Origin of the sequence: Gordonia hankookensis (assembly GCF_014673215.1) — a bacterium.
Classification (GTDB): Bacteria; Actinomycetota; Actinomycetes; order Mycobacteriales; family Mycobacteriaceae; genus Gordonia; species Gordonia hankookensis.
On the sequence record NZ_JACWMS010000002.1, the window covers coordinates 1,486,066 to 1,499,437 of the forward strand.

General features: G+C 66.6%; 12 protein-coding genes. 5 read left to right on the forward strand and 7 right to left on the reverse strand.

Annotated elements, in window-relative coordinates:
• Positions 1 to 2: 2 nt before the first annotated feature.
• Positions 3 to 1,259: a formamidase gene (gene fmdA / locus IDF66_RS13975; RefSeq protein ID WP_190267292.1), complete on the reverse strand. Its 1,257-nt coding sequence runs from the start codon at positions 1,257 to 1,259 to the stop codon at positions 3 to 5.
• A gap of 116 nt (positions 1,260 to 1,375) precedes the next feature.
• On the opposite strand from fmdA, the gene IDF66_RS13980 reads away from it, so the two are divergent.
• From IDF66_RS13980 to IDF66_RS13990, 3 genes are all read left to right on the forward strand, one after another.
• The gene (locus tag IDF66_RS13980) at positions 1,376 to 1,663 is read left to right on the forward strand and encodes an FmdB family zinc ribbon protein (protein ID WP_190267293.1); all 288 of its coding nucleotides are present in this window, start codon (positions 1,376 to 1,378) and stop codon (positions 1,661 to 1,663) included.
• 139 nt (positions 1,664 to 1,802) lie between these two features.
• Entirely contained in the window at positions 1,803 to 2,978 is a 1,176-nt protein-coding gene (locus IDF66_RS13985) for a hypothetical protein (RefSeq protein ID WP_190267294.1), read from the forward strand.
• Positions 2,975 to 3,355, forward strand: a complete 381-nt coding sequence (locus tag IDF66_RS13990) for a DUF6188 family protein (RefSeq protein ID WP_190267295.1) — start codon at positions 2,975 to 2,977, stop codon at positions 3,353 to 3,355. Before IDF66_RS13985 ends, IDF66_RS13990 begins: the two co-directional genes overlap by 4 nt.
• A gap of 56 nt (positions 3,356 to 3,411) precedes the next feature.
• Here the strand turns inward: IDF66_RS13990 and IDF66_RS13995 are convergent, their stop codons facing one another.
• Together IDF66_RS13995 and IDF66_RS14000 are read right to left on the reverse strand one after the other, a co-directional pair.
• Entirely contained in the window at positions 3,412 to 4,602 is a 1,191-nt protein-coding gene (locus IDF66_RS13995; protein ID WP_190267296.1) for a TY-Chap domain-containing protein, read from the reverse strand.
• Positions 4,603 to 4,730: 128 nt separating this feature from the next.
• Positions 4,731 to 5,399, reverse strand: a complete 669-nt coding sequence (locus tag IDF66_RS14000) for a fasciclin domain-containing protein (protein WP_190267297.1) — start codon at positions 5,397 to 5,399, stop codon at positions 4,731 to 4,733.
• A 228-nt stretch (positions 5,400 to 5,627) separates the two neighbouring features.
• On the opposite strand from IDF66_RS14000, the gene IDF66_RS14005 reads away from it, so the two are divergent.
• The gene (locus IDF66_RS14005; RefSeq protein WP_190267298.1) at positions 5,628 to 7,193 is read left to right on the forward strand and encodes a molybdopterin-dependent oxidoreductase; all 1,566 of its coding nucleotides are present in this window, start codon (positions 5,628 to 5,630) and stop codon (positions 7,191 to 7,193) included.
• A gap of 1 nt (position 7,194) precedes the next feature.
• On the opposite strand, the gene IDF66_RS14010 is transcribed toward IDF66_RS14005, so the two are convergent.
• Positions 7,195 to 8,694, reverse strand: a complete 1,500-nt coding sequence (locus IDF66_RS14010) for a flavin-containing monooxygenase (RefSeq protein WP_317628711.1) — start codon at positions 8,692 to 8,694, stop codon at positions 7,195 to 7,197.
• Positions 8,695 to 8,734: 40 nt separating this feature from the next.
• Entirely contained in the window at positions 8,735 to 10,156 is a 1,422-nt protein-coding gene (gene hpnE, locus IDF66_RS14015; protein WP_190267300.1) for a hydroxysqualene dehydroxylase HpnE, read from the reverse strand.
• A gap of 87 nt (positions 10,157 to 10,243) precedes the next feature.
• Here hpnE and IDF66_RS14020 point away from each other — a divergent pair, with 87 nt between their 5' ends.
• Positions 10,244 to 10,807, forward strand: coding sequence for a TetR/AcrR family transcriptional regulator (locus IDF66_RS14020; RefSeq protein WP_317628697.1), 564 nt, complete (start codon positions 10,244 to 10,246; stop codon positions 10,805 to 10,807).
• Between the two features lie 12 nt (positions 10,808 to 10,819).
• Here the strand turns inward: IDF66_RS14020 and IDF66_RS14025 are convergent, their stop codons facing one another.
• Together IDF66_RS14025 and IDF66_RS14030 are read right to left on the reverse strand one after the other, a co-directional pair.
• Complete coding sequence (locus tag IDF66_RS14025) at positions 10,820 to 11,371, reverse strand: DinB family protein (protein WP_190267302.1); 552 nt, start codon at positions 11,369 to 11,371, stop codon at positions 10,820 to 10,822.
• Positions 11,372 to 11,643: 272 nt separating this feature from the next.
• The gene (locus tag IDF66_RS14030) at positions 11,644 to 13,218 is read right to left on the reverse strand and encodes an AMP-binding protein (RefSeq protein WP_190267303.1); all 1,575 of its coding nucleotides are present in this window, start codon (positions 13,216 to 13,218) and stop codon (positions 11,644 to 11,646) included.
• Between the last annotated feature and the right edge of the window lie 154 nt (positions 13,219 to 13,372).

Genomic DNA, 13,372 nt, shown 5'->3' on the forward strand with positions numbered 1-13,372 from the left:
TTCTATCCGAAACTCGCTGTGGGCGCGCCCATTCCCGGATCGATCTGCACCGGACCCTCTTTCGACGGCGCGATGGGGAAGTCGAAGATGGCCGTCGGGATGTAGACCGTCGCACACGAATTGGGGATGTCGACCACTCCGGAGAGGCGGCCTTCGATGGGTGCCGACCCGAGGAGGAGGTAGGCCTGCTCCGGGCTGTAGCCGAACGTGGTGAGGTAATCGATCGCGTGTAGGCATGCGCGCTGGTAGGCGAGATCCGAATCCAGGTAGCGCTGCTCGCCGTCGAGCGTCACCGACGTGCCGGAGAAGGCGATCCACTCGGAGTACTGCGGGTCGGTGTTGCCGGGCAGGAAGATCGCGTTCTCGGTGACACCGTAGGTCTCCATGCCACCTTTGATGAGATCGACGTGGAGATCCATGAAGCCACCCATCTCGATGGCCCCGCAGAAGGTGATCTCACCGTCGCCCTGCGAGAAGTGCAGGTCGCCGAACGAGAGATTGGCGCCGGGGACGAATACCGGATAGAACACGCGGGTGCCCTTGGTGAGGTTCTTGATGTCCTGATTCCCGCCGTTCTCCCTGGGCGGTGCGGTCCGCGCGGCTTCGCCTGCCACGCGGTCGAATTCGGCGCCCGACAGTGAGCCGAGGACGGCGCCGTCCGGCTCGGGAGGGAGCGCGAGCGGCGGCACCCGGTCGGGATCGGTGGCGATCAGGGTCGCCTCGAGCGCGTTCCAGGTCCCCAGCAGTGCGGGCGAGGGAGCCGTGCCCATCAGACCGGGATGCACCATGCCGGTGTACTTCACATGTGGGACATGCCTCGACGTCGTGCTCTGGCCGCTGAAGTCCCAGATCGCCTTGTAGGCGTCCGGGAATTGTTCGGTGAGGAATCCGCCGCCGTTGCGAGTGGCGAAGATGCCCGTGTAGCCCCAGCCCTGACCGGCCAGCGGGCCCGAATCCTCTTGAGGGATCGGCCCGACGTCGAGGATGTCGACGATCAGCAGATCACCTGGTTCGGCACCTTCGATCGCGAACGGTCCGGACAGGGTGTGCACGTTGTTCAGTGGGGCGTTGAGGATGTCGTCGGCCGAGTCGTCGTTGTGGATGGCGCCGTCGAACCACTCCCGGCAATGCGCGCGGAAGGTGTCGCCCGGTTTGACGGTGACCGCCGGTGGGATGTCGGGATGCCAGCGGTTGTGGCCGACGATCTGCTGATCGGTGAAGCTCTTCGACGAATCCAGTGGGAACAACAACTCCGGCACAGCGACTCCCTCATCTTCTGGCGACGGATCGGCTCGGGGACGAGTCTAGTGATGCAGGGCGATATCGGCAGTGTCTACGACGCATCTCGGCCTCGCCGACCACTTATGGTGAACCGGTGCCCACCTACGTGTACCGATGTTCGGAGACCTGCGATGACTTCACCGAGCAGCACTCGATGTCGTCCATCCCGGATGAGTCGACGTGCCCAGAATGCGGACATGGGGCGCGGCGGGTGATCGGCGCCCCGGCACTGGGCGCGGGCAATTCGGCAGCGGTTCGTCTCCAGGACGCGACCAGATCGACTGCCGACTCACCGCAGGTGGTGTCGAGTGTGCCCGGTCGACGCCGCAGGCCGACCCCGGTGTCGGCCAACCCGTTGCACCGCAGGCTGCCGAGGCCGTGACGGTCGTGCCGACGCCGCCGGGCCCTGGAATGTTCCCGGCCGTCGTTCGTTGAGCCGGATTGGTTCATCCGGGAGCCCGATAGCCCGATCGCCGACCTAGATTCATCTCGACCCACACATTCGCGAGAGTCGAGACAACATGCGATCTTCCAGAGCCATCACCACGCTGATCGGCGCCTGCGTCACCGCTGTGGCCGCCGTCCTCATCGCCGTCCTCCCCCTGGCACATGCCGGCGCGGCGTCCACCAAGGGCATGGGCGGCGGTGCGTCGTCATCGCAGTCGGGGAACAGCAAGAGCGGCCACGACAAGGCCCCGTCACCGGGAAACCGGGGCGGCGAGGCGCATCAGCTCAAGCCTCGGCCAGGGACGTCGAGTCCGAACAGCAATTCGCCGTCGCCCTCGTCGCCGGGTTCTCCCGGTGCGCAGCCGTCGAAACCGGCGGCCCCCAAGAACCCCTCGACGCCCCAGCGATCACCGGCGAAACCGGATCGCGACCCGCACAAGTACTCGCCGAAGACCAAGGCGCCGAATAACAAGGCGCCGAATACTTCTGATCACGCCGGTCGCAGCGGGAACAAGCGGAAGGGTTCTGACCGTCCATCCGGTCCGTCCGAGAACCGCGGCCCGAACAAGACCGCGCCGAAGACCTTCGCCCGTCCGGACACGTCACCGGATCGGAGTTCGCACGGACGGCCGGGCGAGAGCGGCCGCACCGGGGAACGCACGCCGGACCGGGACGATCCGCCTGCGACACCTCTGGACAGTCCGGGTATGGACGGTGTCGACAATGATCACGACGGCATCGTCGACAACGAGAATCCGTTCGTCGAGCTTCCGCCCGTGGAGATCCCGATGCCGCGGGGTGGCGGTTTCCCGCTGCCGGGGATGAAGCCGCCGGCTCCGAAGGCGCCGGCAGAGCCTGCACCTGCCCCGGCGCCGAAGGCCCCCGAATCCGCACCGGCCAGACCGACGCAGCCGCCCGCCGCCCAGAAGCCCGCCCCCGCGCCGGCGAAGTTGCGGCCATGGCAGCAGGGTGCCCCTCGCCCCCCGCAGGTTCCGGAGGGCTACGTCGCCGGACCGGCGAGGAACGGAAAGGGTGTCGTGTGGCGTCCGCCGGGTTCCCAGGGCGACGAGAACTCGATCCGGATCATGGAACCGACCCCGCAACACCCCAACGGGTACGTTCGGTACTACAACAAGTACGGACAACCAGTCGACCAGCAGTTGAAACCGACCGGCCCGGACATGACCCACCACGATTTCGGACCGGATGGACAGTTCCCGTCGGTCCCCAGCGGATGGCCACAGAAATGACGAGCATCACCGACCGATCTCAGACGATCTCCGAGGTCGTGATCGAGCCGTACCGAATCGTCGTCCGCACCGATCTCGACTGGGCCGTCGTGCTCGAGGTCTACGATGCGGTTCGCACGGGAGAGGGGGCGGTCATCCCACCGGACGAAGTGCCGAGCACTCTCGAGTCGCTGACCGGTAGGTCCGTCGACAAGATGGCGGTCGATCACCCGGGGACCTTGTCGCTGACCCTCGACGACCGATCGCGAATCGACATCGGCTGCGACCCGAGCGGCCGATACGAGGCGTGGTCCGTCGTCGCCCCCGACGGGGTCCGGGCCGTCGCGATGCCCGACGGCGAGGTGGCGTTCTGGGATCCACCGCCCGTCCAGCAGTGACAGCCTGAACGGCCGGCCGCTCTCGCCTCTGGGCAAGGGCGGCCGGCACGTATCGGTCAGGTGGTGTGATCGTGGCCCGACGACTCGGGCCTGCGGTGGTTCTGGGCGTCGTCGAGGGCGCGCAGCGCGGTGCCGAGGCAACGGATGACGTGCCGCCACTCGCGGGCCTCCTCGGCCCGGTGCTCGGCCTCGTCGGCATCGCCGATCTGGCGGCATGCCTTCTCGTCGACACGGCACCGATTGGACTGCTGGGCGCAGTGGCGCAGATAGCCGAGGATGGTGGTCTCGTCATACCGGCACAGGGCGGCGATGGTCATCCCGTCCGGCTCCGACCGTTCGTCGACCAGGGCGAGTACACCGTCGAGGCCGGCAGGCATCTCGTCCGACCCCGTGGGCGAAGGTCGCGGTCGCGCACTGCTGCAGCGCAATCCGATCTCAGTTGCGGCCTCGTGGATGAACGAGTCCCAGATCTCCAGCCCGGCAGTGAGGTTGGCCGGATGGAAGGCCGAGCACTCGATGCGGTGCGACGCGTGAACCCGGCCATCCTCGATCGACAGACAGATCCCCGGCCACCGCCGGCCGTTGGCGGCGACGAACTCCGCTGCACCGGAGCCCGACACCTGATCGGTGAGGATCGTGTAACACTCGATCGCCGCGACGTCGTGAATAGGGCGCAACCACGACTTCACCGGATCGGTCGGGAGCGGGATCTCGCCGTGCCGATCGACTTGTACGGGGACGCCGACGAGTTCTTGCAGGGCCTCGACGACCAAGCCGAGCAATTGTGTCGAATCGTAGGCGAGAGTGGCGAGTTCGATGGCCGGCTCGCCGGGGATGGCCTCATCCGACGGTGGCCGAAGGAACGCCGGATGTACGACCTCCCACACTTCGCGCAGTGCCGCCACCGCGATCGCGGAGAGCCTGTCGACCTGACGTTTGCCGGTGTCGACGACGAAGTCCCCGTCGGGCCTCCGCAACGACCGCATGCCGAGGTCTTGCAGAAGGCGCGCTTGTGCGGGTCGCCGATCGTCGTCCGCGAGTTCGGTTGCGTGAACTCGACATCGGTACCTGCGGGAACCGGTCAGCGAACATGTCATCAGCGGATGCGCATCGCTGCCGCCGTCGACGGGGATCGCCGACACGACCAGCTCGTCCCCGGGCGGAAGGCCCGCGACGCGATCGGCCAGGTCGATCCGGTACCGGCGCCATGCGACTTCCAGTTCGTCGTCGAAGTCGGCGATGGTCATGGCGAACTCCTCTCGATCGCTGGATGCGATGCTGGAGTCGAAAAGCGTGTCACTGCAATCGATCTGATCGGAGCGGTGGGGCAGCACCGAGGCCGTGAGGCTCTCGGTGCTGCCTGAACGGTCCGCGATCAGGCGGCGGGAGGTGTGAGCACGGTGTCGATCAGGTAGACGGTCGCGTTGGCGGTCTTGACGCCACCACACACGACGGTTGCCGAATCGTTCACCTTCATGTCGTTGCCCGATCCCGACACGGTGAGGGACTTGCCCTCGACGGTCTTGTGTTCACCGCCGACCTGATCCGGGGTCATCTGACCCGGAACAACATGGTAGGTAAGGATATCCGTGAGCATCGCGGAGTCGGTCTTGAGCTTGTCGAGCGTTGCCGGCGGGAGCTTGGCGAACGCGTCGTCGGTGGGGGCGAACACGGTGTACTGCCCGTTGTTCAGCGTGTCGACGAGGTTCACGTCGGGGTTCAGCTGTCCCGACACCGCCTGGGTGAGGGTCTTCAGCATCGGGTTCGCGGCCGCCGCAGTGGCAACAGGAGCCATCGCCATCCCGTCGACCGATGCCGGGCCCGTCGGATTCTGTTGTGCGTAGGCGGCACAACCCGAGCCGACCATCGCGGCCGGTGCGGCAGAGGCGCTTTCACCAGCCATTCCGCTCATCGGTGCCATACTCGACGCGGTAGAATCGGATGACGTGGAGCTGTCGTCCGACGAACATCCCGCCACGAGTCCGATTGCCAGCACGGCACCTGACGCCGCCAGCACTACTCGCTGCATTCCTTTGATCGCCATGATCGATCATCCAATCTGTCGGTGGTGGACCCACCGCCCGGCAGGTCTCATCGAGTCATTCGCTGGCGAGGTGATTCCGGATGGGTGTGGGTTTTCTGATTGCGCCACATGCCAGCTCACCAGCGACGATCTGTGCACCAAACCAATCCGCATGTCGTGCTCAACCGAATAGCAGATGTCGTTGATGAACAGCTGGTCCGGCGGATCTGCTGTGAGAGGAGGCCGCAGATGCGCGCCAGTACCGAAAAGTATGTGCGTGCGGGCATATCCGGGCTTGTCGCCGTCGGGTGCGGCGTGGCGTCGGGTGAACTCGTCGCGCTGGCCGTCTCGCCGTTCGCATCGCCCTATCAGGCCGTGGCCGCCTTTCTGGTCGACCATTCGCCGGCATTTGCCCGTGAGTTCGCCATCCACACCTTCGGGACGAACGACAAACAGGCGCTGATGTTCGGCATGGTGGCGGTGATCGTCGTTCTCGCGGTGGTGGCCGGAATCCTGCAGGCACGTCGGCCGCCACTCGGCCTGGTCGTGGTCGTACTCTTCGCGGCCTTCGGAGTTCTCGCCGCGGTGACCCGGCCTACGTTCGAGCCGTTCTACATCCTCCCGCCTGCCGTGTCCGGACTCGTGTCGGGCCTCGTGCTCGTTCTGTTGTGCCGCGGAGCGCAGCCCCGCTCGGATGGTCCTGTCGAATCCGGGGAAGGGCCTGCTCGGAGCTCCGTCGGAGGCGGATGGTCGCGCCGACAGTTCGCCGGTGCGATCGGGGTGCTCGCGGTGGCCTCGGCCGCTTCGGTGCTCGTGGCCCGCCAGGTGGCCCGTACCGGTGGCGTGATCGCAGAGCGGATGCGCGCGGTGTTGCCGAAGGTTTCCTCGGCGGCCGCCCCGATACCTGCGGGTACCGATGTGGCAGTCGATGGCGTGACCCCGTTTGTCACCGGGAACGGTACGTTCTATCGGATCGACACCGCGCTACAGGTGCCGCAACTGAGCACGCGTGACTGGCGATTGCGTATCCATGGGATGGTCGATCGAGAGATCACGCTGTCATGGGACGACCTGATGTCGATGCCGGCCATGGAACGCATCATCACGCTGTCCTGCGTCTCCAATGAGGTCGGCGGCGATCTCGCGGGCAACGCGCGATGGCTCGGCTTCCCGATGCGCGACATCCTCGATCGCGCTGGTGTGCGATCCGGCGCCGACATGCTCTTGTCCACCAGCATCGACGGTTGGACGTCCGGTACGCCGCTGCAGGCGATCACGGACGGCCGGGACGCGATGCTGGCCATCGGCATGAACGGTGAGCCGTTACCACTCGAACACGGCTATCCGGTCCGGCAGGTGATCCCCGGCCTCTATGGGTTCGTGTCGGCATGCAAGTGGGTCGTCGATTGGGAGATCACCAGATTCGATCGTGCACAGGCCTATTGGACGAAACGCGGCTGGGGGGTACGGGCACCGATCAAGACCGCGTCCCGCATCGATCGTCCTGCGCCACTGTCGAGACAACCGGCCGGGCGGGTGGTGGTGGCCGGCACCGCTTGGGCGCAACATCGCGGTGTGCGTGGTGTGGAGGTGCGCGTCGACGACGGGCCCTGGCAGCCGGCCACTCTGGCGACCGAGTACTCCGTCGACACCTGGCGCCAGTGGACCTGGGACTGGGATGCGACTCCGGGTCAGCACACTGTGCACTGCCGCGCGACCGACGCGGCCGGTCGCACCCAACCCGAGCAGCGGGTGGCCCCGATCCCCGACGGCGCCACGGGCTGGCACAGCCGGGTGTTCCGGATCGAGGGGTGAGTCAGGCGGGTGCAGGTGCCCGGCCGAACACCATCGAGTCCTCGACATCGTCGAGGCGATGGTCGATCGCGTCACGGTAGTAGTTGTGGCGTACCGCCCAGTGTCCTCTGGTGCCCGACTTGGGCAGGGCGTCCGGTGCGCGCTCCACGTAACCGGCCTTGAGATCCCACAACGGTCTGGACCCCATCGATTCCGATCCCAGATGCGGGTAGGCATGGGTGTAGCCGTGGGAGTTCATGTAGCGCAACAGCTTCGCCACGGCGCGCGCTGTCATGTCCGCGCGCAGGGTCCAGGATGCGTTGGTGTAACCGACCGACCATGCGAGATTGGGGACGTCCTCGAGGAGATGGCTCTTGAAGACGAAGCGATCGTGTGGCTTGATCTCGGCGTCGTCGACACGAATCCGGATGCCGCCGAACGCGAGCAGTTGCAGACCGGTGGCAGTCACGACGAGATCGGCATCGATGTGTCGTCCCGACTGCAGGGTGACGCCGTCCGCGTCGAACCGATCGATCTGATCGGTCACCATCTCCACCCGGCCGGTGGTGATCTCGGCGAACAGGTCGCCGTCGGGCACCATGCACATGCGCTGATCCCAGGGGTCGTAGCGGGGATTGAAATGCACATCGACCGGGTAATTGTCGGGGAGCTCCTTGGCGACGCCTGAACGCAGGAGCTTACGGCCGACCTTCGGGAACCGGTGCATCCCGTGCACCATGGCGGCGGTCTGCGCCGCGTAGCGGGCGCGGATCACCTTGTGGGCCGCCTTGGCGGGCAAGAGTTTCCGGATCAGCGGATTGATTCGCTGCTGCTGTGACATCGACGCGATATACGACGGCGACCGCTGGAGCATCGTGACGTGTTCGGCGGTGCGTGCCAGCGAAGGGATGAGGCTCACCGCGGTGGCGCCGCTCCCGATCACGACGATCCGTTTGCCGGAGTGGTCCAGACCTTCCGGCCAATGCTGCGGATGCACGACCGTGCCGGTGAAGTCGTCTAGTCCGGTGAACCGCGGTCGGTAGGGATCGTCGTAGTCGTAATACCCGGTGGCGAAGTAGACGAACCGGCACCGGTAGGTCTGTTCTGTGCCGGCCGCGGAGGTGGCGATCGTCCAGGTGTCGGTGCTCGAGTCCCAGTCGGCGGAGCGGACGTGGTGTCCGAACCGGATGTGTTCGGTTATCCCGTGCCTGGCCGCCGTCGCAGTGACATAGTCACGGATGTCTGCGCCCTGGGCGAGGGCTTCTGGTCGACGCCACGGCTCGAAGGGAAAGCTCAGGGTGAAGATGTCGCTGTCCGAGCGTATGCCGGGATAGCGGAACAGGTCCCAGGTGCCGCCGATGTGCTCGCGTCGCTCCAGGATCAGGTAGCGGGTGGTGGGGTCCGACTCGGTCAACCGGTAGGCGGCATCGATGCCGGAGAGTCCTGCGCCGATGATGATGACGTCGTGGAGCTCGGCGCCGTCGGCGCCCGATCCGATGCTGGTTGTGTCGGGCTCGTTCACCGGGACCTCCTCGTCGAGTTCCGCACTGATCGCGGAACGATCACGGACCGTGTCGATCACGAACGTGGGCAAACACATCCGCGACCGCCCGTTGTGCACTGTCGGCAGCGGCCTCCATCGTCGACGGCAGACCGGTGTCGGTCCAGTCGCCGGCGAGGAACAGTCCCTCGACGGGGGTCCGTGAAGGTAACCGTAGTTCTTCGAAGCCCGGTTGTGCGGAGAATGTGGCTTGCGGCTGATGGATGACCTGCGCGCGCAACACCTCGGCGTCGGCGAAGGCCGGGTAGTTCGTGCGGAGCGCATCCAGGGCGATGTCGATGAACTCGTCGTGCGGTGTGTGCAACACGTCGCGGGACGCGCTGACCGCGAGGGCGTAGCAATGGTCGGCGCGTCCCTGCATCTGGCCGACGTCGAAGACCCACTCGATGGTGCAGTCGCGGAGGTTCTCGGCCAGGCGTCGGTTGCCGAGTGGACGATCGAGCCAGACATACACCGATGAGATCGGTGCCGCCTCGATCTTGCGGACCTGGCTGAAATGCTCGAGCGAGCCGAGTGCGCTTCGGTCGAGGATGGTGGTCAGCGCCCAGGGCGGGATGGCGAGCACCACCGCGGATGCGGGAAGGACCCGGCCATCGGTGAGCTGCACGGCCGTGACACCGTCGTCGGCGAGCTCGACATCGATGGCGGCCTTGCCGGTGATGATGGTCGCGTCGCGGTCCAGCAGATATTCGACGGCGGGCGCGACGAAGAGGTCGTAGAGGGAGACCCGCGGCCAGATCGCGTCCATGCTGCGGGGGTTGCCCGCGAGAGCGCGCTCGAGACCGACATGCAGTGTCTGGACGAAGGTGAACGCCGACACCCGGTCGGGCTTCTCGTTGAGCAGACCGATCACGAGCTGATCCAGCTGTATCTTCCGCAGCGATCGCGGCGCGCCGATCGTCCGGAACCATGCGGCGACGGTCAGGTGGTCGAGGTCGGGCGACGGTGACGCGGCCGCGCGGGCGATACGGAACAGGGCGAGCAGTGCCGCAGGTCGGTCGAGCATCGGTATGGGGACCCGCGCCATCCAGAACACGCCGAGGGCGCGGCTCAACGGCAGCGGCAGCCACGAGGGCCCGCCGTCGAATCCGTGCAGCCGATCGGGGCCCGTTCGAATGGCGAAGGGCGGCATGTCCCAGAGCAACTCGTCGCGAGTCCCCACGGTGTCCACGTAGGACAGCAGGGCATCGTAGAAACCGGCAAAGAGATGTGGCCCGTTGTCGACGAGTTGGTCGTCGCCAGGTAGCTCGAACGACATGGTGCGGCCGCCGAGCCGGCCACGCTTCTCCACCAGGGTCACCGGCACGCCGTCGCGCGCCAGCCACACCGCGGTGGCGAGTCCGGCCAGCCCACCCCCGACGACGATCACCGGATTCTCGAGGTCCGGATCGTGTCGGCTCGTGGCGTGCTGCGTTGCTGTCATGCGGCCCCGACCCCTGCAGGAAAGCGATTGGACTGCCACCCTCGTCGCCGAAAAGTGCGACATCGGTGTTGCATGTACGCTAGGCCGGTGACTGTCGCTGCGCAAGTACGGGCGGACGTCGAACGCAATCGCAGCGCGATCGTCGCCGCGGCGATCGCGCTGCTGGGTCAGTCGCCGAATGCGTCGATGCAACAGATCGCGCAGGCGGCCGGTGTCAATCGGGCCACCCTCTACCGGCACTTCACGAATCGCGAACAGTTGTTCACCGCGCTACACGAGGCGGTGCTGGCCGACACGGCAGCCTTGTCGTCGCAGCTGCCCACCGAGGGACCGGTTGTCCCGGCCCTGCGCGCCTACCTCGACGACGCCATCACCATCGGTGAGCGCTACCGGTTCATCCTGATGTACCGACGCACCGACCCCGGACTCTTCGAGGCGGAGGCCAAGGCGACCGCACCGGTGGTCCGGGCCATCCGACGAGCTCAGCAACAGGGGGAGATCGACGGGCGGCTCGACCCGGTGTTCGCGTCGGGACAACTCGCAATGCTGGTGATCGGTGCGGTCGGTCTCGTCGAACGCGGCGCGATGACGCTCGACGACGCCCGCGTGCAGGCGCAGGTCGCCCTCGGCAACGCCATCGTGCCGCGTTAGTCCCTCTGCGGCCTAGGCGTCGGGCATGGTGAACAGCGCGCCCATCGTCGACTGCCCGTCCAGAGCCTCGCGGATGATGTCGGCGTGACCCGAGTGATGCGCGGTCTCGCGGAGCTTGTGCAGCATCATCTTCCGGATCGTCCACCACTCGCGCTCGGGCTGCCAGGGTGCGGTCGGCTGCGGGATCAGCTCGTCGAGGCCGCCGACCTCCGCGACATATTCGTCGAGTTCGGCTGCCGCACGGTCGTATTCGTCGAGCCAGCCGGCGAGCGTCTCACCGTCGGTGAGATCGTAGGCGTGCTCTGCCTCGCTCATGTCGAACTCGGCCGTCTCGTCGCGCTCGCGCAACTCCTCGAGGGTGTTCCGCTCGCCGAGTGCGAGGTGCTTGACCAGCCCGCCGAGGGTCAGGTCGCTCACCGTGGTCCGCGTGCGGGCCTGCTCCTCGGTGATTCCCCGGACGGTGACCTTGAAGAGTGCCCGTTGATCGGCGAGCAGAGTGAGCAGGTCTTCTTTCTCACCGGCGACGGTGAACGGGAGTGCGACGGGGGTGTAGGTGCCGGCCATGATGGTGCCTCTCGTTGTCGGTGCTTGCGATGTGGTGCTGAGGACAACGATATGCACGATTGCGGACAGGTTCGGTCCGCGATGTGTCGGGGCAGTGGGAAACCCGTGGAGGTGTGCAGGGGTTGGCGGATCTCGATACGCGCCCTCGCTTCGCTCGGGGACTACTCGATCGGCGAGGGGCGGTCGGGGGCTACTCGATCGGCGAGGGGCGGTCGGGGGCTACTCGATCGGCGAGGGGGGTTGGGGTGGGAGGGGCGTATCGAGACCGCTGGTCACTTCTGGGTGCGGAGGATGAAGCGCTGGATCTTGCCGCTCGGCGTCTTGGGTAGCGCATCGACGAAGTGCACGGTCCGCGGATAGGCGTGCGCCGCGAATCCGGTCTTCACGAGCTGCTGCAGTTCCTTCTCCAGGTCGTCGGTCCCGGAGACGCCCTCTGTCAGTACGACGAACGCCTCGAGGACCTCACCGCGCAGGTCGTCGGGCCGCCCGACGACGGCGACGTCCAGCACCGAGGGATGCGTGATCAGCACGCTCTCCACGTCGAAGGGACCGATCCGATAGCCCGCCATGATGATCACGTCGTCGTCGCGAGCGGTGAAGAAATAGCGACCGTTCTCGTCCATCCGGCCGGTGTCACCGGTGAGGTACCACTTCTTGTCGTCGGTGAAACGCGCGGCGGTCTTGTCGGGCGCATCGAGATAACCGGTGAACCACATCAGCGGACTCTGCGCGACGTCGATGGCGATCTGGCCGTCGACGATGCCCGCCGCGAAGCCAGGCATGGGCTTGCCCATCGAGCCGGGGACCAGCGGCTCGGCGACGTCGGGGTGCCAGTGATTGTTGATGAACATGCCATGTTCGGTCTGCCCGTAGTGATCACGCACCTCGGTGTTCAGGGCGGACTTCGCCCACTCGATCACATCGGGGGTGAGCGGTTCACCCGCCGACGATGCGCGTCGCAGGGTGAAGCCGGTGAACGACTGGTCCTTCGACAGCGACCGGTACACCGTCGGTGCGGCGGCGAAGTTGGTGACACCCAGTTCCCGGATGATGCGCGCGGTCAGTTCGGGGGAGAAGCCCGCGTGCAGCAACAGATTTCGGCGACCGAGTGACAACGGGCCGAGCACGCCGTAGTAGAGCCCGTACGCCCAGCCGGGATCGGCGGCGTTCCAGAACACGTCGTCCGCGGCGACGTCGAGGCCGTAGTGCATGTAGCAGGCGAACGACGCGAGCGCGCGTACCGACACCGGGACGCCCTTGGGCGCGCCGGTGGTTCCGCTGGTGAACAGGAGGATGAGCGCGTCGTCGCCGCCGACCGCCACCGACTCGGCGATGGGCGCGCTGGTCGCCACGAGATCGTCGAGCTGCTCACCGGCGACGATCGTGGTGATGCCCTCCACGCCGTCGAGCTTGGCGGCCTGACTCGGCTCGGTGATCACCACGCGTGCCTTGCCGGCTGTCAGGCGCATCTCGATGGCCGGTGGCGCAAAGGCGGTGAACAGCGGGATGTAGACGGCGCCCAGTCGCGCGATGGCGAGCAGCGCGACGACGAGTTCGGCACGCTTGCCCATCAGGACACCGACGGTGTCGCCACGACCGATGCCCGCCTCGGCGAGCGCGGTGGCGAATCGCTTGGACGAATCGGCGAGTTCGCCGTAGGTGAGGTCGACGGTGACCAGATCATCGCCGTCGACCTCGATGGTGGTGAAGGCGACCGCGGCCCGATCGTGGCGATCCACGAGCAGTTCGGCGGCGTTCGCGTCGTCGGCGCCGAAGGTGGTGAGCCATGCGTCGATGGTCGCGGTGACCGAGGCGTGGTCGGCGGGGGTGGGAGCGGTCTGCGTCATGGTGAACCTCTGTCGGTGCCGGGGGCGGAACGAGCGGGCCGGCTCGGATCCGGCCCACGGGTAAGCTGGGTCACATTGTCCCGGTGGAGGTGCATCACGAACACCCCCCGAAGAGGGGTCGTGCCGAGATCGTCGGTCGACGCCGAGACGCCTG